We start from the raw sequence: 21196 nt of genomic DNA, 5'->3' as shown, positions 1-21196 counted from the left end.
TCAGTTGGAAATTTTTGTCTAAATTCTTCTGACATACTCCCCGCCCTAAAAGTGCGGAGATTCTTTCTTTCAAACAACAGTTGCAGGCATAGCCCGTCTTACACCATCTCGCCCAACAGACAATGCCCTGCCGTTTGTACCATTTTATCAGAAAACCGTCCTTCTAGGACGGGGCTTTAAACCCATTTTTTCGGTAAATTTATTTAAAAACGATAGTCCTGACACCTGAGTGAGAAAGAAAATACTCAGTTGTTCAGGACTTTTGCCGTTCAGTTACTGTTATTCTAATTACTTAGCCATTGCGTTGTGATTACCCCAGAAATTAAAACTGCATGGAATTAAAAAATCACTGGTTAACTACCAATAAAGGCGTTTTGGCACGATTGCTTAAGTGGGTGAATCTTCGACCAGAAGAAGTGGAACGCACTTGGATGATGTTTGCCTTCTACACAATTGTATCTGTAGGATTGCGGTGGGCTGAGGATAGCACTGTAGCACTCTTCTTGGGTAAATATGGTGCGGGACAACTACCCTGGATTTATATTGCCAGTGCAGTCACTGGTGCGGGGCTAGTTGTTTTATACTCTTGGTTACAAAAAGTTTTTCCGTTGCGTGCGGTGATTGTAGCGATCGCACCAGGCATGGTGATGCCATTATTTCTATTAGTATTTTTGTATGGAGGTATAAATATTCCCTATGTGGCAGTAGTTATTATCTTTCTGCTGAGGTTGTGGGTAGATGCCTGTTACGTGGTCAATGACCTCAACACTTCTATTGTTGCTAATCAACTATTCAACATTCGTGAGATTAAGCGTACTTATCCATTAGTCAGTAGTGGCATATTAGTAGCCGACGTGATTAGTGGCTTTAGTTTACCTTGGTTACTCAAATTCGCTAACCTGAATAAAGTTATTCTCATTGCTTGTATTGTCGTTCTTTTAGGCTCAGGAATTTTATTTTATTTAACTTATAAATATCCAACCGCTTTCCCCCATACCCCACAACGGCACATCACTGAAGAACAAGCTTCCCGACACCGCCGCCTAGAGACTCCGCTGAAGCGATATGTTTGGCAGTTATTTGCCTTTTTTGCCCTGTTACAAGCAATTGGTCTATTAATAGATTTTCAGTATCTGCGCGAACTGAATTCCAGTTTAAGTGAACAACAACTAGCCAGCTTTTTGGGTGTCTTTGGTGGGATTGTGGGACTGTGTGAATTAGTTACCCAGTGGTTTATTTCCAGCCGATTGATTGAAAAAGTCGGTGTGTTTTTCACAGCTGCGCTGTTACCAATTACTGTCGGCTTTTTATTACCAGGGGTGATTTCCCTTCTGAACTTATTTCCTTCCATTGAAGAACCGGGATTTTTCTGGGGTTTAATCAGTCTCAAATTCTGCGATGAACTGCTGCGTTATACATTTGTAATTAGTAGCGGTCCAGCACTTTATCAACCTATACCTGAACGGATTCGCAGCCGAATGCAGGCCTTATCCAGTGGGACAGCAGAAGCGATCGCATCAGGTTTGACAGGATTAGTCATTTTTGGAACTATATGGATCTCCCAAAAATTTGTTCCTGAACCACTACAAAAGTGGGTCTTAATAGGCGAAACCGTGATTGTAGCTGCCACCTGTTTAAAAGTAGTGTGGGAATTGCGATCGCGCTATGTTGACGTATTAGTCTTAAGTGCAGAACGAGGGGGATTGAGTGCAGCCACAGTAGGTCTACGTGCCTTCAAGCAGGGAATAGTCAAAGCTTTAGTAGAAACAGGAACTACAGCTGATAAACGCTCTTGTTTAGAACTTTTAGCCCAAATTGATCTCCCAGGCTCAGGAGAAGTTTTAGCACCCCTGCTACTAAAGTTACCCCCAGATTTACAAGGACAAAGCCTAGAAGTCATGCTCATGGCAGGTGCAAAACCCCTGTATATCCCTGAAGTGCGTCTATTATTAGACCAACCCCAAGGAACAGTAGACCCAGAAGTATTTGCTCTGGCGATGCGTTACGTGTGGCTGGCTGAGGAAAATCTCAATTTAAGCCTTCTAGAAGAGTATCTGCAACCGCGACACCATTCACTCATCCGCGCCACTGCGGCCGCCTTGCTGTTGCGTCAGGGAACACCCATGCAACAGGCAGCAGCTACCACAACTATGCGCCGGATGCTCACCCATAAACAAGAACGAGAACGGGTGAATGGAGTCAGAGCGCTCAGAGAAGTAGTTTACTTACAGGCGCTGCGTGTTCACCTCCCCAACTTATTGCAGGATGACTCATTACGAGTACGCTGTGCAGTCTTAGAAATGATTGCTGCTACTCATTTAGAAGAATACTATTCATCACTGCTGGCAGCACTTTACTACAAATCCACTCGAACTACAGCTATGCAGTGCTTGGTGAGTCTGGAAAATGAAGCCATCCCCATGCTATTGAAATTAGCTACAAATATTTACAAACCAGAAGTTGTGCGAATGTACGCTTGGCGGACAATTGCTCAAATCGGCACACCAGAAGCCATAGAAACTTTATGGCTATATTTGGAAACATCCTGGGGTACGACCAGAGACTATATCCTCCGTAGTTTACTGAAAATTCAGCAACAAGCTGAAAATAGCAGTTTTGTGGATCGGTTTTATGAAAGTCGGGTTGAAGCTTTAATTGAGCAAGAATTACGATTGTTAGGTGAGATTTATGCCGCTTACCTAGACTTCCAAAATCTAGATTCTCTAAAATATTATCAAAAGAATGAGAAGATTTTGACTATTGGTCAGTTGCTGCAACGCTCACTACTAGAATTAGAGTTAGATGTTAAAGATCGGTTATTACTCCTGTTGAAACTGCTTTACCCAGCAGAAAAGATGCAAGCCGCAGCGTTCAATCTTCAATCTCAGTCGTTGGTAAATTTAGCGCGAGGGTTAGAGATATTAGACCACACTGTGAATTTGCCTTGCAAGTCTCTATTACTAAACATTTTAGATCGGCGACCAGAACAAGAAAAGCTCAAGTATCTCGTCGATGCGGGATTTTGGCAATATGAAAATATTTCAGTCAATGAACGCCTATGTAAGCTAATTGAACAGGGAAATTTGCTCTCTGATTGGTGTTTAGCTTGTTGTTTTCATTTTGCTCAAGCTGCTTATATTCGACTCACAACTGCGGAAATTTTGGCAAATTTGCGCCATCCCACAGGTTTTGTTAGGGAAGCAGCAATTTCTTACCTGAGTGTAGTTTCTCAGCGAGTAATTCAAGAAATTCTCCCCCACTTGCAAACAGATCCACACCCACTTGTCATGGCTCAAGTGAAGGAGTTGGTAGAAAAATATAATCAATCACCAAAGTAACTAATTCGTAATTCGTAAACAGGGAACAGGGAACAGGGAACAGGGAACAGGGAACAGGGAACAGGGAACAGGGAACAGGGAATAGGGAATTCTTAATTTTCCCCGCGTCACCGCGTCCTCATCTCCCCATCCCCGCGTCTCCCTTGCCCCCTGCCCCATCAGAATTGGTAGGACTTAATTAAAGAATTGATTGACAGAAAATTTACCTTTTCTAGGGCAGTATTCAGAACAATTTATTGCCTCTTCCGTGAGAACAATATCGGGCTGCACAGCACACTTAAGATAATGGTTATTGGCAAAAAACTTACAGTTTTTACAGGGTACTTTTTGTAAACCATTGATAGCAAAAACTATCTTGTTATCTAAATGAGAACGAGTTTTCTGCAAAATAACTAGAAAAATAGCCCAAATAAAGACAAAGCTCAGAGGACTTAAAGATATTGCTAAATCGGTAAAATTCAAGCTATTTTGTTGTACTTGATCCTGTTTAACGTCGCGGTGAATTAACTGATTGGCAGTTGTATTTGCTACTATTTTTGGTGGCAATCTCCGATCAATATACATATTATTTACCTTGCTTGTATTATATTTCTAGTATTGATTCAAATTCCTCAAAAGTATTCACAAGGTTTTAATTATAGGTGTAGCAAAATAAAATTTGCGCTATCTCTGTCGATAGTTTTGCTTGTTATTGTATGAATGTATATCCAAAGGAATAAATTTATTTAATTTATTTAAATAGCAGTTTTCGATTTAATTAAAGACATAGGAGACCTAACCACCTAACCCCCAACAACCTCTCCCTGAAAATCTTCCAGTTGACGGTAGGAGAGCAGGGAGCAAGGAGCAGGGGGAGGAAAACTCGTTTTGATTACGGAAATCTGGATAATTTATTTTTTGGAGTTCCCTAGCAATATTTTTTAAACAACCTCTAACCTAGCTTTGATATCCGCTGCAAAGTCTTCATACCTTCTTAGAGGAGTTACCTCCACCTCCACCTTCTGACCATTTTTTTTCATAATTGGTAAATCTAACAGAATTTGATCAAGGGTGTCAGGAGTTGGAACATCAACAATCACAATTACCCGACGAGTTCCAACACATTTCCACAAATCTACAACTATTCCTGCGCTTTTTGCTTGTAGTGCAGCATCTGCTTCCTCACTCCAAATTGCAAACAGTTCTTGTTGAGTCATATCTTCTGGGTATTCGACGTGAAAATCTAAGTGATATAGCACGGTTAACCTTCCTAATAGTCTTTTGTTAATTACTAATAATAAAATACAACCATGTCAAACAACCTCTTATACCGTTTCACTTTAAGGTGGATACAAATGGACAGACGCTCTTATACGGAGATGAGGAGATTCATTTGTAGCTTTAATTAAGTGAATTGATATTCTAGTACAACACGGCGTAAGTTAAGCAACCATTAAAAATACTGAAAATGACTGTTTAATCTACTTTTTTAATTTTTAATTGTTAATTTTTTATTCCGAGAAAGCGGTACTAGCCATTTTCAATTCGGTGAGGTAGCAGTATACAGACAGACCGACTAATTCCCTAACCCCATTCTCAGGGAAGGGAGCTTTATTGACGTATAATGCCCTAAAGTGTAGATGCCTTCAGTGGGGAATTTTTTATCTCTTACGCAAGAGTATCTATTTTGAATTTTGTTTAAATTTTGAATTATTTATGACTTTACCTAACTGGATTACTTTCTCTCGTCTTCTGGGAATACCATTTCTACTTTATGGTTTATATAATCCTACAAATGAAGCGAGGTGGATATGTTTAACAATATTTTTAATTGCAGCTTTAACGGATTGGTTAGATGGATATTTAGCCAGAAAACTCAACCAAATTAGCGAATTAGGCAAATTTCTTGATCCTTTAGTAGATAAATTGTTGGTATTAGCACCATTATTGGTATTAGTAGAATTAGGAAAAATCCCTGCTTGGGGAGTGTTTGTGATTTTAGCACGGGAAATAGCGATCGCAGGTTGGCGAGTCAATCAAACCACTATCACTGGTGCGAATATTTGGGGTAAACTGAAAACAGTCAGTCAAATCATTGCTATAGCCCTATTCATAGCACCTTTATCTTCAGTCTGGCAAATATTTGCATTAACTGCCTTTTGGGTATCCGTTGCTTTGACGGTTATATCTGGAGTTATCTATTTGCTACCTGCAAATAATCAAGAAAAGTGATAGATTTTGAAGAAATAAGAGCCGCAGATATTTCCTGCATAAATCCTCAATAGAAAATGACTAATACCAATTTTATGTGAGGCTGCAAAGAATCCTTAAATCCATAGATTGATCCATCTTTATCTGTGTTTATCTGCGTTCATCTGCGGTTGATTATTCTTAATATTTTATTCTGTGCAGCTTCAAATCCATTTAGAAGAAATTGCCTTCATTTTCATACTCGGAGAGTGACAAAAGAAGGGTAAGTCTTTAACCGAATACGATATCACTCCTCATTAACCCATTTTCCGTCACCACTGCTTGTAAAGGCTGATCCCAACTATCTACTGGGAGTTGAGGTAAATAGGCAAAATCAAAAACTATCCCCATAGTTGGTTTTTTAGCCCATTCAGGAGAACTCAAAAATCGATCATAATATCCCCCACCATAACCCAAGCGGTATCCTTGGACATCACAACCTACACAGGGAACAAGTATTAAATCCACTTCCTCAATATCAATTATTCGCGCTTCTGGGTGTGGTTCACGAATACCATAAGCACCTGTATGAATAACGTCCTCAGGTTGCCAAAAATGCCAAACGAGGGATTTACCAACACAACGGGGAAAACTCCAACGTTTTTCTGAGTTAGTAAATAGTAAACTCAGGTCAGGTTCTCGACGAAAGCTGAAAAAAGCGAGAATGGTAGTAGATTCAGTAAATAATAGAGAGTTTTGTAAATTAGAGCAAATGCGATCGCTCTTTTCTTGCCACTCTGATAATGTCATTGATTGACGTGTTTTGAGCAGAGTGCGTCGGAGTTCATCTTTATTATACATTTCCAATAATTACCTTACCTGCTATATAAAACCTAGACAAAACTAGACTTTACTTCTTACTTCAATGGGAGCATGGGAGCAGTTATCCTTCAGTAAGCTTACACGCCTTAGCCAGACGCGATAAATTAATTGCAGCATTGAGATCCCTATCCATCTCAAAATTAGGATTTTCTACTAATTCTTGTTGGGGTGACAAAGATTCTTGTTCATAGCAATATTATTAATAGATGTTGATATATTGCGACTCCATTATTACCAAGAAGACCCACAAATTCATCTCAGGAAGCTAAATGTCCCCCAGGTTCTACAAGTTTGACTAGATAATTTTTACTTGATTAATTCTGCCTGATTTCTTTTGATTTTAGTCCATACAAACTGAAATCAGACTTTATTTTTCTGCACCTCATTCCCATACTCTGTATAGGAATGAAAACTCAAATTTCCGACTGGCATTATCCCATGAGGTAGAACCTCTAAAACTGCATTCCCAGTCGGAGACTGGGAACGATATAAACTTCTACATTTGACCTATGCGGCGTTTTGACGATACCAATCAATTGTATTTTTTAGCCCTTTTTCAAAGCTGACTTGAGCAGAAAATCCAAAGGCTTGCTTCGCTTTTTCGATATCCAAACAACGCCGGGGTTGTCCATTCGGCTTGTCAGTTTCCCAAACAATCTCACCTTCATACTCCATCAATTTTGCAATTAAAGTAATCAAATCTTTGATGGATATTTCATAACCAGTTCCCAAATTAACTGGTTCAGAATCATTATAGGATGTTGTACCCATGACAATACCCCGTGCGGCATCAGTAGAATACAGAAACTCACGGGTAGGAGAACCATCACCCCAAACAGGAAGTTGCTTATCTCCCTTAATTTGAGCTTCATGAACTTTGCGAATTAACGCTGGAATTACATGAGAACTGCTGGGGTTAAAATTATCTTCAGGCCCGTATAAATTTACAGGCAACAAGTAAATACCATTAAAGCCGTACTGCTGGCGGTAAGATTGCAATTGGACTAAAAGAGCTTTCTTAGCGACTCCATAGGGAGCATTTGTTTCTTCTGGATAACCATTCCACAAATCTTCTTCCTTAAATGGGACTGGAGTAAATTTGGGATAAGCGCAGATAGTACCAACACAGACGAATTTTTCTAAACCCACTTGATAGGCAGCATGAATTAACTGGGTTCCCATCATCAGGTTATCGTAGAATAACTCAGCGGGTTTTTCGCGGTTCAGTCCAATACCGCCCACATGAGCCGCTAAGTGAATCACAATATCTTGCTGGTCAACAGCACGTTGGCAATTTTCCCAAACTCGCAAATCACAATCATGCGATCGCGGTACTGTAATCTTCTCACGGTCTGCCCCGGCCTGACACAGCTGATCTATCACCTGACGACCTAGAAACCCCGACCCACCAGTAACCAGAATTCGTTTGTTTTTTAGTTCTAAGGCAGTCATAGTTTTATCCTTGGAAGTTTGAATCAAAAGTGGAGAGTGCCTAGTTCCTGACGAATAGTAGCAATATCACGGGGGTGTTGTGAACCATTGCTATTGGGGGATGTGCAACCCAAAGCTTGTAAATCACCTTCTACCATGAGAGAGACAAGTTCTGGAAAAGTTACTGAAGTTTTCCAGCCCAACTTTTGCTGCGCTTTCGTGGGGTCACCAATTAACAAATCTACTTCGGCGGGACGCAGATAACGCTCGTCAAACTCGACATAATCTTCCCATTTGAGATTCACATAACCAAATGCCAATTCCAAAAACTCTCGTACTGAGTGAGTTTCTCCAGTAGCAATCACGTAATCATCTGGCTGCTCTTGCTGCAACATCAACCACATTGCTTTTACGTAATCTTTGGCATAACCCCAGTCTCGTTTGGCATCTAAATTGCCCATAAAAATATTTTTCTGTTTACCAGCAAAGATGCGAGCGACTGCTCTGGTGATTTTCCGGGTAACAAAGGTTTCACCTCGACGTGGTGATTCATGGTTAAACAGAATACCATTACAGGCAAACAAGTTGTAAGATTCACGATAATTCACTGTTTGCCAGTGAGCATAAACCTTAGCACAAGCATAGGGACTACGAGGATAAAAGGGTGTCGTCTCACTTTGTGGTACAGCTTGGACTAAACCATACATTTCCGAAGATCCGGCTTGGTAGAAACGCACTTGAATTCCGGTGCGCTGCTGGTAGTCCCGAATGGCTTCTAACAAACGTAGAGTTCCCATTCCTACTGCATCTACTGTATATTCTGGTGAATCAAAGCTGACTCTAACATGAGATTGCGCGCCCAAGTTATAAATTTCTGTAGGCTTGACTTCTTCTAAAATTCGGCGCAAAGTAGTACCGTCTGTCAAGTCCCCATAGTGAAGCAACAACTTTACGCCTTCTTTATGAGGATCTTCGTAGATGTGATCAATACGGTCTGTGTTAAAGGTAGATGTCCGGCGAATAATACCGTGAACTTCATAACCTTGTTCTAGTAAAAACTCACTGAGATAGGAACCGTCTTGACCAGTGATACCAGTAATCAACGCTCGCTTTGGTTGCGTCATGCTCAATTATGCCTTTTTGTTGTAGATGTTATTGAAGATAGGAAAGGTTACAGTCTATCTGAGATAAATTAGCAGCTAATGGCTAAAATTGTCTAACAATAAACCTAAAAGTCTAGTTGCTATTTTAATCTAAATGTAAATTATTTTACTTAAAAAAGCAGTACTTTAACAAGCTAGATAATATTTATGTAAATTAAAATTGTGAGTATAATTTTATAATTTTACAAATCTTTGTCAAAAGTTCATTAATTCTTGGTTTGTGTGAAGCCTGTGCAAATAATAGAATTACAGCAGATTGCAGATCAATGAGGTACAGAATCAAAATTGAAACCTAGACACCAAGCCAGTTTTACTCCTGACTCCTGAACCGGAGGTCTGCGAAGCGTCTCCTGACTCCTGAATTCTGCTGTATTATTTCCGCCAAGCTTTACTAGTGATCTAGTTGAGGCTACTGATTGGTAACGGGGTAAAAACGGAAATTTTTACCAGTTACCTGTAGCCTGACGCTACGAGTCGACATAGCTATGCCACGGAAGCTATCATAAATCAAACCGGATTGCTATAATCAGCACAACAGCTTATCTGTAGAGCAATTCATACCCCCAGATAAGCTATGAGTCTTTTCTTAGTATGCTCCGTTGTTTTTGGGCATGATGACAACATCAATGGTTTTTAAGATGATCCATAAATCTAGCCAAAAATTCCTAAATTTGACATAGTGCAGATCTATTTGGACTCTCCGAGGGTAAGGAATATCATTACGTCCAGACACCTGCCATAATCCAGTAATTCCCGGACGGATGGTTAAAATCTGATCGATGTGACAGCCATATTTTGGTAATTCTTCCGCTACTAAAGGGCGGGGACCGACAACACTCATATCCCCTGTTAACACGTTCCAAAACTGGGGGAATTCGTCCAAGCTAGTAATTCGCAAGAAATGACCAATTTTGGTAATCCGAGGGTCTTGTTTGAGCTTAAAAGTACTGGAAAATTCTTGGCGCAACTCTGGGGATGTTTCCATCATTTGGACGAGAATTTCGTCTGCATTGCTGACCATAGTGCGGAATTTAATACAATTAAAGCGGCGATAGTTTTTACCCACTCTTTCTTGGACATAAAAAATCGGCCCTTCTGAACTGACAGCGATCAGTAAGGCCAAAATTATGTACAGCGGAAAAAACAAGATCAAGACCGACAGCGAAAAGACAATATCTAATAGTCGTTTGGCAAACTCTCCGTTTAAACCCTGAAAAGACAAACCTCTTGGTTTTACCTTTGGCGGTTTAGTTTTTTGACCACGTTTTGCTAAAGTATGCGTCGAGGCATTGGCATCTTTACGTGGGTATCGCTTGCCGGAGAGGAGTGAGCTCTGGGCAGTCATCATACTCCTTAATAATCCACACCACACATAGTCCCGATCTTAAAGCTAAAAGGCAGTGATTCTGGGGAAAAATTCCCACAAGCTTACAAAAGAAATACAAAAATCCAGACCATCACTCTCAAGAAGGTCTTTTTTCTTGACATTGATTCAAAAAATCTAGATAGCGCTCTGCGAAGACTTGTCTAGAAAACTGAGTAGAGTGTAATCGTATATACTCATAATTAAAAAAATCCTGATAAGCTTCAAACTTTTCTACTGCCTCCACTAAAGCTGCTACTGTTTGTGATCTAAAAAAGATACCTGTTCCTGTATCTACACAGGTACGAATATCCCGTACAGTTTCTAAAGCACCTCCCGCACCATAAGCAATCACCGGAGTTCCACAAGCTTGCGCTTCCACTAAGGCAATGCCAAAATCTTCACAAGCTGCATACACAAATGCTTTAGCACGAGCCATATATTTTTTTACCATATCATCGGGTTGCCATCCCAGTATTTGGATATGAGGATTTGCTATCTCACACAGCTTTTTCATTTCGGGGCCTGTACCAATTACCACCAATGGTCGTTTTAGCTGATTAAAAGCTTGAACAATCAAGGATACTTGTTTATAAGTCACTAATCGGGAAACGATGAGATAAAAATCCTCTTTATCAGCTAAAAAAGGAAAGTCTTCAATATTCACTGGTGGGTAAATGACTTTTGCTTCTCGCCGATAGCAACGCCAAATCCGCCTAGCTGTATGCTGTGAGTTGGCAATGAAGTAATCAACACGGTTTGCACTCAATACATCCCATTGACGTAAACTATGCAATAGATGTCTTGTCATCCACCCAATCCAGCCTTTTCCTAGTTTGCTTTGGTCTAGATAATCAAAAGTCAAGTCCCAAGCATAGCGCATTGGGCTATGACAATAACAGATGTGCAGTTGATCTGGAGTAGTCAGGATGCCTTTGGCGACTGCATGGGATGAAGACAGAATTACGTCATACTGCCGCAAATCTAATTGTTCGATTGCCAATGGTAACAAAGGCAAATATTTTTGTACACCTTTGTGGGCTAATGGGAAGTGTTGGAGAAATGTTGTACCAATCTGACGCTTGTATAGATAACTTTCAGGATTACTAGATTCAAAATCTATCAGGGCATACAAATCAGCATCAATGTGATTTAAAATTTCTCGGACAACAAGTTCTGAACCGCCTGTGGCTTTAGGTGTCAGCCACTCATGAATGAGAGCATATTTCAAGGACACAGTTAATCTAGGGGGGGCAAAGGGTGGAATTTATTGAATTTTGACTTGATGAGTAAGTTGGGCTGTTCTTGGTTAAGCAAAAGATGTGATCCTAGCAAAAGATGTTCCGAGATGATGCGGCAACCTGATAACCTCAAAGACGAGGGTGATGAAAGAAAATAACTGACATAGGAATTGGGGGTTTATGCGAATTCTGATTATTGGTGGTACTCGGTTTATTGGTGTGTATTTGACTCAGCTACTGCTGGAAACTGGACATGAGGTGGTGTTGTTTAATCGTGGTAATTCTCCAGCACCAACAGGGGTAGGACAAATTATAGGCGATCGCACTGACTCTAGCCAGTTAAAAGCTAAGTTATCATTAGAAAATTTTGATGTTATTTTTGACAATAACGGTCGGGAACTGACAGATACTCAGCCACTGGCGGAAATTTTTCAAGGACGGGTGCAGCATTTTGTCTATATGAGTTCTGCTGGAGTATATCTTAAATCTGACCAAATGCCCCATATAGAAGGTGATGCTGTCGATCCTCAGAGTCGTCACAAGGGTAAGCATGAAACGGAAGCTTACTTGCAACAATCGGGAATTCCTTTTACTTCTATTCGTCCCACTTATATTTACGGACCGAAGAACTATAACGAGTTGGAAGGCTGGTTTTTTGATAGAATTGTGCGCGATCGCCCCATTCCTATTCCCGGTAATGGAATGCACATCACCCAGCTAGGCCATGTCAAGGATTTAGCCCAAGCAATGACTCAGGTGATAGGTAACGAAAAAGCTATCCAGCAGATTTATAATATTTCTGGCGATCGTTTTGTGACGTTTGATGGTTTAGCCCGTGCTTGTGCTGTAGCTGCTGGCAAATCACCAGATGATCTTAAAATCGTCCATTATGACCCGAAAAAGTTTGACTTTGGTAAACGGAAAGCTTTTCCCATGCGAGTACAACACTTCTTTGCATCGGTGAATAAAGCAATGACAGAATTAAATTGGCAACCTGAATATGATTTAGTTTCGGGTTTAAAAGATTCTTGGAAAAATGATTACCTAGCCTCTGGGCAGGATAAAAAAGAAATAGATTTTTCTGTAGATGAAGAGATTTTGAAAGCTGTGTGATTAGGGATTGAAGACTGGTAAGAAGAAGCAGGGGGAGAAAAATTAATTCTTACTCCTGTACTCTTACCCTGAATTCAGAAGTACCGAGTACTGAGTACTGATTAACCCCATAACTAAAGTTAAGGGATTGAAACAAGGAAGTATTATTTCTCGTGCTTTGTATCTCGAATTTATCCGAAAATGCGTGTAAGCGAACATGATATTAAAAATTGAAAATTAAAATGCTGAACTTAAAAAACTCCCGCCTGCAAACATTATTAATTTATGGAATACTAGGTGCGATCGCAATTGTTACCCTTTTCCCTCTGCTATGGCTAATTAGCACAGCCTTGAAATCGCCCACAGAAAACATCTTACAATCACCGCCGCAATTATTACCCGCTCAACCCACATTAGACAACTTCTATCGTGTGTGGGAATCATTACCCTTTGGTCAATACCTATATAACAGCACCTTGGTGGCTATACTGACTGTGGGATTGAATCTACTATTTTGTGCTTTAGCGGCTTATCCCTTAGCCAGATTATCATTTGTGGGGCGAGACGGAATCTTTATTGCTATAGTCTCGACAATCATGATTCCTTTCCAAATCGTCATGATTCCCCTTTATATTTTGACAGTGCAGTTAGGGTTGAGAAATAGTTATTTGGGAATAATTTTTCCGAGTTTAGCTTCTGCCTTCGGGATTTTTTTATTGCGACAAGCTTTTATGAGCGTACCTAAAGAAATAGAAGAAGCTGCCCGCTTAGATGGTAGTTCAGAATTAGGATTGTGGTGGCATATAATGTTGCCAGCTATTCGCCCAGCACTAATAACCCTAGCTATTTTTGTGTTTATTGGTGCTTGGAGTGACTTTTTGTGGCCTTTAATTGTTATCCAAGATGAGAGTTTATATACTTTACCCTTGGGAGTGGCTAAACTGGCGGGGACGTTTTCTCTAGATTGGCGATTAGTTGCTGCTGGGTCAATAATTTCTATCACCCCAGTATTGCTGTTATTTTTATTTTTACAAAGGTTTATTGTCCCTACAGATACTGGTAGTGGTGTCAAGGGTTAATATCGTGTTCTGCTCAACAGTTTGATTTTATTGTGCTGACTTACTTAACTGACTCACTTGCTAATAAGCGCCACTTCTATTTAAAACTACCCAGATAGTTTTAAACATTAGCATCAAGTCATAAGTGATAGACCACTTACGTTGATAATCTAAATCCATCCGGACAACAGTTTCAAAGTCCTTGATTTGGGAACGACCATGAGTTTGCCACTCTCCAGTAATGCCTGGTTTAACTCGCAATCTATCCCAGTGATGTGGCTCATAGTGAATGACTTCATCAGGAGTGGGTGGACGAGTGCCAACTATGCTCATATCGCCCATTAAAACATTCCAAAATTGAGGGAGTTCATCTAAGCTACTGCGTCGCAAAAACCTACCTAAAGGAGTAATGCGAGGATCATCAGTAGATTTAAAGATATGACCTTGGGCTTGATTTTTAACTAGAGACTTGAGTTTATCTGCATTAACAACCATAGAACGAAACTTCCAAATCCGAAAGGTGCGTCCGTTCAATCCACAGCGGATTTGGGAATATAATATGGGGCCTGGATCATTAAATAAGGTGGCAATTGCTATGGGAAGTATGACCAAGGATGTAATTATTAAACCAACAATTGCTCCGACAATATCAATTAATCTTTTTGTAGTACTAGTAGTTGATGGGTGAAGGGACTGTGATGATACATCAATCACAGTCAGATGGTTGAGAACACTTAAATTAGCCACAGTATAACTTTTGGTTTTATTTCTAAGAGTAAACAGGGACACAATTTATGGTTATCTTTTGCAGGCGAAAGCACATTCTAATTTAATCCACAATAATCATAAGTAGTTTTTCGTACTATAAAAAATAAAACCATGTAACTTTATACAATCTTTTAATTAAGCCCAGGTATTTTAAAGTTTTGATGTTTTTTATATAGAAGTTATGGTGGGGATGGAGAGATTCATTTGGAGCTTTAATTAAATGAAGTGATATTACAGCTCTGTGCATGACAATTAGGCGATCGGCAAATACTATCAAACCAATATTAAAAATATACGCCTACTTTTGAGTAGAAGATATTGTTACTCAGAAGTAGGCGTTATTAATAGGGTGCAGTTAATGTTTCTTTCAATCTCGTGGTACATCCTTTTATATATTTCTTTTGGAGGATGTTTTTTTGGAGAATTAATGTTGAGGATTTACGGTGAAGGAAAAATTAACTGTATATGGTTCTTCTAGTGATTGCAGACTACTGGCTTTGATAGCATCGAGATAGCGACGCAGAGACAAAAGTTGTTGATAATTCGGTCGATAAGTAAGATTTCCTTGTTTTTCAAAAAGTGGTGCTGCTGCGATCGCTTGATAATCTAGATTTTCCTGGGAGCTTTTGGTCAACCAAATAGAATCTAAAGGCATTTCCCTAGCATCTGAGTGAGGTAGCCTTTCCGACAGAATAGAAGGTATTAAACCTGGAGGTAATTCACCTTCCAAGAAAGCCAGTAGTCGCTGTTGACAAGTGCGGGTATTGATGCCACGACTTTCAAATAATTGCAGAACTTCACCAAAAGATAGGGAACGTATAGTTGATGTTTCCGGCACGCTACCACGGGAACTATCAGGTAAAAGCTTTAGCAATTCAGTAAACAGGAAATAATCAGTATACTGTTGTCTAGGTATTTCTAAAACCTGGTGATACAGAGGCAACATAGCCAGACCATAGGCAACCCGACTACTATTAGGCGCGCCATTTTCACCCAGATATGAATCCTGAATAATCTTGGCGTTAGGGAGTTTTTGTCTTAACCAACGGTTGACTGTACCCACAGAAGCAACTCCACCGGAGAGAATCGCTTGATTAACGGCTTCTGTAGGGATACCACGAGCTACTAATAACTTATTAAGTTCGCGGTTGAGACGACGTACATAAGGAACAAATACTTGGCTCTCCAAGTCTCGTCGCTGCAATACCCACAACCCGTCAGCTAATTCTAGAGTAAAAGATTCTTGGTGTTGCAAAATCAGTTTCAGGGCGGTAGCAGCTTCTAACAGTCCTTGTCCTAACAGAGAACTTTCTAACCGCTGCTGGAAGCGAATCCGAGCAGCAATATCCGGTTCCCCAACTCGTGGTAGTTCTAATGCTTCCAACCCCAAACTAGACAAATGCATCTGATCTAAACCAGGAATAGAAGGTTGCCAATGCCGTTGGGTAGAATTACTGGTAGCTGTGTTGCTATTAGCTTGGGCTTGCTGACGGGGTTGACGAGATTTGGGTGGTAGCAGTAACTGACAGATAATATCTTGCTCAATGCCCTTACCAGCATAGGCAAAACTGTGGAGCATGAAATCTCTGTATGTTAATTGACTTAAATCACTTGGTAAATCAACCAGTGCCATTTCTGTAGAGGTTGCGCCAATATTTAGTGCCAAGGTGTTACCCTGCATCGGATTTCCGCTAGTTTTTAGCGGACGCAAACCCTGATTTTCACTCAATTGGACTGGTTGAGAATCAGCGCTATCAAGTTCTGGTAACAAACTAGCGATCGCTTCCTCAACAAAAAATACTTGTTGGGCATGGGAGACTAGTTTACTAGTGAGGATAGCTTCCCGCACATTGAAGCGATATTGTTCTAACCAATTAGAGGGACAAGTACAAACAACACCGGCTAGGTTATTGATGATGTCAGAGAAAGTTTGTGTATCTATCCCCACAGCATGAGCAATGAGAGCGGGAGTAGTACTGCTTTGATCAGATTTGAGAGTTAATAGTAGTTTAGAGAGCGATCGCACCACCCAAATCAATGGTCCGGCTGAAAATTCATTTAACTGCAACACAGGTTCCCATTTTTGCTGGGTATTCTTGTAGGGGATAGCTACGTGTAAATAGGGCTTTAAATGCGTTGAATAAAGATGGTGCTTTGGTTCTTCTGGTGATCCATGTAGCGGAGAATTTTGAGTCCGATTGTCAGAGACTTTATCCTTAGCGACAGCCGCTGGTGTAGTCTGCTCAATAGTTTCTGCGTGAGGTATGGAAGCCGTAGGTAGATAAACTTCTGCGGGTAAGCGAAATGATTGCTCAAAAGCAGTTTCGCCTAATTGGGTTTGTGCTGACCAATAAACAGGATAAACAATCGATCTGGAACGATTCAATAGCGCCGCTGAAATCCCCGTTGTACCCAAATCAATTCCTAAATACCAAATTGAATCCAGACTCGTGACTGTTGCCTCAGAAGTAGCACTCAAATTGTGACTGGTAGGCAAAGAAGCGTCCTGGAAAAAAATTGTGGCTTCCTTTTTTTTTTCAGTTGTCTGATTCAAATCTACCCCAATGTCCAATTGAGGAACATCCAAATCAGCAACAGCACCCGTTGGTATATTTTCTACTGGTTGGCTCCTAGGCGTTTCAGTTATCGTCACAACTGTATCGAGGGAATTCTGGAAACTTTCCGAGTTATTAAGAGATTCTGAGCCAGAATTTAACTGCCAATCAAAGTTAGCCAAATCTCGATTCAATTGCTGCAACTGCTCTTCGTCTAGAACAATGTCCGGTACAATTTGTGCCTCATTATTTTCTAGAGACAGTAAATTTTCCTGTGGTGAAGCAGCAATGTAAGTAGATACTAGTAAATCCTGAGCCTCTGTTTGCATCTCTCTTGGTGAAGATACTATGAGAGTTTCTGCCGGTGCGATTTCTAAATTATCATCAAAGGATAATTTTTCTAAAAGTTGTTGGTCACTGCTGGCATCAACCAATAAATCCGTGAGAACTGTAATTGTATCAGTAGGATCTGGCAGAGAGTCGAGTAGTGTGGGGGCAGCATCTTCTATGGTAACTTCTGCTTGTGGTGGTGTATCCTCTGTTAACAACAAGCCTTCCCATAACTCAGATGATGGCTCTGTGGACTCTATCAGAGCATTGGAGAGTTCCGTGACGGGATTATGGCTCGGCTCGAAAATATTTGCCTCTTGTTGCTCAACCCCATGATCTGGGAACACCAGCAAATCATCATCTTCTTGCTCTGAAATAGTTGGAGATGGGGTTATTTCTGTAACCGATAACTCAGGTGTGATCATCGGTAGAGCAATCGACTCGTTGGAGACAGTAGAATTTTCACTACCAAACAAACTCGCGTAAAGTTGGTCTACTGCATTAGGAGTCTCTGATTGTAATTGCTCTGGTATGGGAAGAGCGACAGAATCATGAGAGAAAGAATCATCTGTCGCAATTTCTGCCAGTATTGCCTCTAAATTGTCCTCAACACCCTCTGACTGCAAATCTGGTGAAGTGAGAAAAGTGACAGAATCATCTGTGGTAATTTCTAGCAGTGCCGCTTCTAGAGTCTCCTCAACACCCTCTGACTGTAATTCCTCTGAGGTGGGAAGAGCGGTAGAATCATCTGTGGTAATTTCTAGCAGTGCTGCTTCTAGAGTCTCCTCAACACCCTCTGACTGTAATTCCTCTGAGGTGGTAACAGCAAGGTTTGAAGCGAGAAACTCATCGCTGACAAGATATGACAGTACTGCATCCACATTTTCCACAGTCACAGCATCTTCTATTGCAGAAGCAGGAGGAAGTGAAGAGTCATCTTCTAGCTGGATTAATGGCAAAGGTTGACTGACCACTTCAGAACTAGTGGAAACTAGTTGTACCTCTAATTCAGTATTTACCCCAGAAAAGAGAGGCTGGGTATCTAGGGATTGCTGTTGTAAATACTGAGTTAAATTATTGAGAAAGTTGACCATCAACTGTTCACCTTGCATCCCCTGGCTGTGCATTCTCGCCAGTGCTTGGGATAGGGACTGATGATAGGTGTTGATGTTACGCTCTAGTGAGCCAAAGACAACGTTGACAGTTCCATCTAGTGACAACAAGCGTTGATCCAATTCTCTAGCCAGACTAGCTAACCTGTCTATCCCCTCGGCTGATTCTAAACCAGACGGCATTGCAGAGTTTACTAATTCTAGATTCTGGTTCTGGTCATCTGTGACAGAACTGGGAGGATTAGAACCGGTTTGTTTCAAATGAGGTGTTAGACTGGGTATTAAGCGGCTTATTAGTACTTGTAAAAATTCCGCAATTATCTGCTCTTGATTTGCTAACTGCTGTGTTAAGGAGTAATTTTGTAGTCGCTTTTGTTCTAGCTGTCTAATTTCCTGCACAAGAGTCGCTCTCTCTTGCAACAGTCCTGACAATTCTGCTTGTAAGGGTTCAAACAAAACCAAAAGTTCATCTTTTAATTGTCCAGCGACAACATTGCTCGGTTCCTGTTGGATTTGATAAGAATGTGATGCTGGTTGATTATTCTCCTGCTCCACAAATCGCGCCAACAAAGATGATAGTGGTTGTGCATTAGACTGCTTGGGAGTGCTGTCTTCAGATACCTCCGTTTCGGTGAGTTTCACAAGAAAATCACGAACTCGGTGTAAAACTTCTCTGTCTTCAGGTCCTTGACCAGACAGTAGCTTCGACAAACGGTTGCCACTGTGGGCAAGTAAGTTGTCAATGTCTGCGATCAGTTTGTGAATTTCATCTGCACGGGAAGTCACGTTAAATTACCTTATGTAGAAATGTACTTTGATTTTTATGGTATTCACAATTACCGAAGTTCTCAGTGGCAAAAGTTATTGCTCTGACTTCTGACGGCAATTATGTGATGAATTACTGGGAGATGCAACTGCATCGTGAGGATTAATAGTTATTTGTGTCATGCTGCACTAGAGGTAAGTAATCACCGATCGCTGAAATTTATGGATAAGATGAAGATTGGTGAGAAAAAACTAGATTGTTGTTTTCTTGTGTAACATAGTTTAGTTTCCTCTTTAAAAGCGGCTGTTATTTGATAGCTTATTTTTTAAACAGCGATCTTGCTTGTTGTATTGATAGCAGCTTTAATAAATATGTTCTAATGGAAGATCGATATAGCTTGCAGATAACCGCTCATACGTGGATAACCTCAGCACCTTTTTTTCAAGGGTTGCCTGAATCTATTGTAGAAAAAGCCCTCACCCATCTTGTTACTCGTACTCACCCAGCCAATCAAGTAATCCTGCTAGAAAATGACTGGGGCGGTTCTGTGTATTTTGTCGTCGATGGATGGGTGAAAATCCGCACATACAATTTAGAAGGGAAAGAAGTAACACTAAATATTATTGGCCAAGGGGAATTATTTGGGGAAATGGCGGCACTAGATGAAGTTCCGCGTTCTACTGATGTAATTACTCTAACTCCGACGATGATTGGCAGTATGCCTGCTCAAGATTTTGTCAAGTTACTGAACACAGAACCTTTGGCAGGACTGAGATTGGCGCAACTCATGGCACGAAGGTTACGGCAAGTAAATCGGCGATTACGCTTGCGGGAATCGGATAGTCAATCGCGGGTGGCAGATACTTTGCTATTTTTGGCAGAAGGACAGGGGAAAAGAGGACAGACAGGCACAGAAATTCCTAATTTACCTCACCGTGAATTAAGTAGTTTGAGCGGACTGGCAAGGGAAACAGTAACACGTGTACTAACAAGGCTGGAAAAAAAAGGCTTGATTGTACGGAATCAAGATATTATGTGTATTCCCGATTTGTCAGCTTTAGAAAAAATGATAATTTAACACCTTATTCAGTATGAGTATTTTAGATTCTGTACCCGATGAACCTGATGAAAATACATCACCTGAATCTTCACTTCCTAGTCATAGGTTAAATCAACAAGAGCCGTTAACCCAACCCTTACTCAAAGTTGATGCCCCCTTGAGGATGGTGGAAACTGCGTTTTTCGCCAGTACTGCTAGTTTGATATGGTTTATTAATGTTTATTTTCCTTTGGGTCCTGTGTTGCGGATCTTTTTTCCAGTACCGATCGCTCTAGTTTACCTGCGCTGGGGTAAACGTGCAGCTTGGATGGCTGCTCTCACCTCTGGCTTACTGTTAGCGGTGCTAATGGGTCCTGTTCGCAGTATTTTGTTTGTCATGCCCTTTGGATTGATGGGTGTGCTGTTGGGGGCAACGTGGCATCGTCGTGTACCTTGGATTGTTTCTATCACTTTAGGTATGCTTTTAAGCGTTTTAGGAGTATTTTTCCGCTTGTGGTTGCTGTCAGTGTTATCAGGTGAAGATCTGTGGGTTTATGTGATTACCCAAATGACAGAAATTATTGAGTGGATATTTCTGAAGTTGGAAATATTGGCGACTCCGAGTGTGTTTGTCATTCAAGTAGGGGCAGTAGTATTGATTGCTTTCAACAACCTGATTTACCTATTCGTGGTACATCTGGCCTCATGGTTGCTGTTGGATCGTTTGGGAAATCCGATTCCCCGTCCGCCAAGCTGGGTGCAAGTGCTAATGGATTATGAGGGTTAGGGCTTTCATTGAAGAAGAGAGGCGGGGACACGGAGATGGGGAGATGGGGAGATGGGGAGATGGGGAGATGGGGAGATGGGGAGATGGGGAGATGGGGAGAGG

Annotated in this window: 15 protein-coding genes; 6 read left to right on the top strand and 9 right to left on the bottom strand. The window is 40.8% G+C overall.

Annotated elements, in window-relative coordinates:
- The first annotated feature begins 332 nt into the window (after positions 1–332).
- Positions 333–3338, top strand: coding sequence for an MFS transporter (locus H6G59_RS07140; protein WP_190712850.1), 3006 nt, complete (start codon positions 333–335; stop codon positions 3336–3338).
- Positions 3339–3512: 174 nt separating this feature from the next.
- Here H6G59_RS07140 and H6G59_RS07135 read toward each other — a convergent pair whose 3' ends face one another.
- Both H6G59_RS07135 and H6G59_RS07130 read right to left on the bottom strand, forming a co-directional pair.
- Positions 3513–3902: a hypothetical protein gene (locus H6G59_RS07135; protein WP_190712847.1), complete on the bottom strand. Its 390-nt coding sequence runs from the start codon at positions 3900–3902 to the stop codon at positions 3513–3515.
- A gap of 356 nt (positions 3903–4258) precedes the next feature.
- A complete protein-coding gene (locus tag H6G59_RS07130; RefSeq protein ID WP_190712845.1) occupies positions 4259–4576 on the bottom strand; it encodes a muconolactone Delta-isomerase family protein in 318 nt (105 codons plus the stop codon).
- 457 nt (positions 4577–5033) lie between these two features.
- On the opposite strand from H6G59_RS07130, the gene pgsA reads away from it, so the two are divergent.
- Positions 5034–5549, top strand: a complete 516-nt coding sequence (gene pgsA / locus H6G59_RS07125) for a CDP-diacylglycerol--glycerol-3-phosphate 3-phosphatidyltransferase (RefSeq protein WP_190712842.1) — start codon at positions 5034–5036, stop codon at positions 5547–5549.
- A gap of 249 nt (positions 5550–5798) precedes the next feature.
- Here pgsA and H6G59_RS07120 read toward each other — a convergent pair whose 3' ends face one another.
- The 5 genes from H6G59_RS07120 to H6G59_RS07100 form a co-directional block, all read right to left on the bottom strand.
- Entirely contained in the window at positions 5799–6368 is a 570-nt protein-coding gene (locus H6G59_RS07120; protein WP_190712839.1) for a 5-formyltetrahydrofolate cyclo-ligase, read from the bottom strand.
- A gap of 528 nt (positions 6369–6896) precedes the next feature.
- On the bottom strand, positions 6897–7841 hold the full coding sequence (locus H6G59_RS07115) for a GDP-L-fucose synthase family protein (RefSeq protein WP_190712837.1): 945 nt from the start codon (positions 7839–7841) through the stop codon (positions 6897–6899).
- A gap of 23 nt (positions 7842–7864) precedes the next feature.
- A complete protein-coding gene (gene gmd / locus H6G59_RS07110; RefSeq protein WP_190712835.1) occupies positions 7865–8944 on the bottom strand; it encodes a GDP-mannose 4,6-dehydratase in 1080 nt (359 codons plus the stop codon).
- Positions 8945–9569: 625 nt separating this feature from the next.
- Positions 9570–10328, bottom strand: a complete 759-nt coding sequence (locus H6G59_RS07105; RefSeq protein WP_127053638.1) for an undecaprenyl-phosphate galactose phosphotransferase family protein — start codon at positions 10326–10328, stop codon at positions 9570–9572.
- Between the two features lie 118 nt (positions 10329–10446).
- Positions 10447–11583: a glycosyltransferase gene (locus H6G59_RS07100; RefSeq protein WP_190712833.1), complete on the bottom strand. Its 1137-nt coding sequence runs from the start codon at positions 11581–11583 to the stop codon at positions 10447–10449.
- Positions 11584–11767: 184 nt separating this feature from the next.
- Between H6G59_RS07100 and H6G59_RS07095 the strand changes: the two genes are divergently transcribed.
- The gene (locus tag H6G59_RS07095; RefSeq protein ID WP_190712831.1) at positions 11768–12700 is read left to right on the top strand and encodes an NAD-dependent epimerase/dehydratase family protein; all 933 of its coding nucleotides are present in this window, start codon (positions 11768–11770) and stop codon (positions 12698–12700) included.
- Between the two features lie 221 nt (positions 12701–12921).
- Entirely contained in the window at positions 12922–13758 is an 837-nt protein-coding gene (locus H6G59_RS07090) for a carbohydrate ABC transporter permease (RefSeq protein ID WP_190712829.1), read from the top strand.
- Positions 13759–13818: 60 nt separating this feature from the next.
- Here the strand turns inward: H6G59_RS07090 and H6G59_RS07085 are convergent, their stop codons facing one another.
- Entirely contained in the window at positions 13819–14484 is a 666-nt protein-coding gene (locus tag H6G59_RS07085; protein WP_339327934.1) for a sugar transferase, read from the bottom strand.
- A gap of 445 nt (positions 14485–14929) precedes the next feature.
- Positions 14930–19288 (bottom strand): hypothetical protein, encoded by a 4359-nt coding sequence (locus tag H6G59_RS07080; protein WP_190712825.1) that lies wholly within the window; start codon positions 19286–19288, stop codon positions 14930–14932.
- Positions 19289–19647: 359 nt separating this feature from the next.
- On the opposite strand from H6G59_RS07080, the gene H6G59_RS07075 reads away from it, so the two are divergent.
- Entirely contained in the window at positions 19648–20346 is a 699-nt protein-coding gene (locus H6G59_RS07075) for a Crp/Fnr family transcriptional regulator (protein WP_127053567.1), read from the top strand.
- Between the two features lie 13 nt (positions 20347–20359).
- Positions 20360–21094 carry a DUF2232 domain-containing protein gene (locus H6G59_RS07070; RefSeq protein ID WP_190712822.1) on the top strand — a complete coding sequence of 245 codons (735 nt, stop codon included), beginning with the start codon at positions 20360–20362 and terminating at the stop codon, positions 21092–21094.
- Positions 21095–21196: the final 102 nt, after the last annotated feature.

Source organism: Anabaena lutea FACHB-196 (assembly GCF_014698305.1).
Lineage (GTDB): Bacteria > Cyanobacteriota > Cyanobacteriia > Cyanobacteriales > Nostocaceae > Anabaena > Anabaena lutea.
The sequence above is the reverse complement of the archived record's forward strand: the minus strand, read 5'-3'. Positions and strand labels throughout refer to the sequence as shown.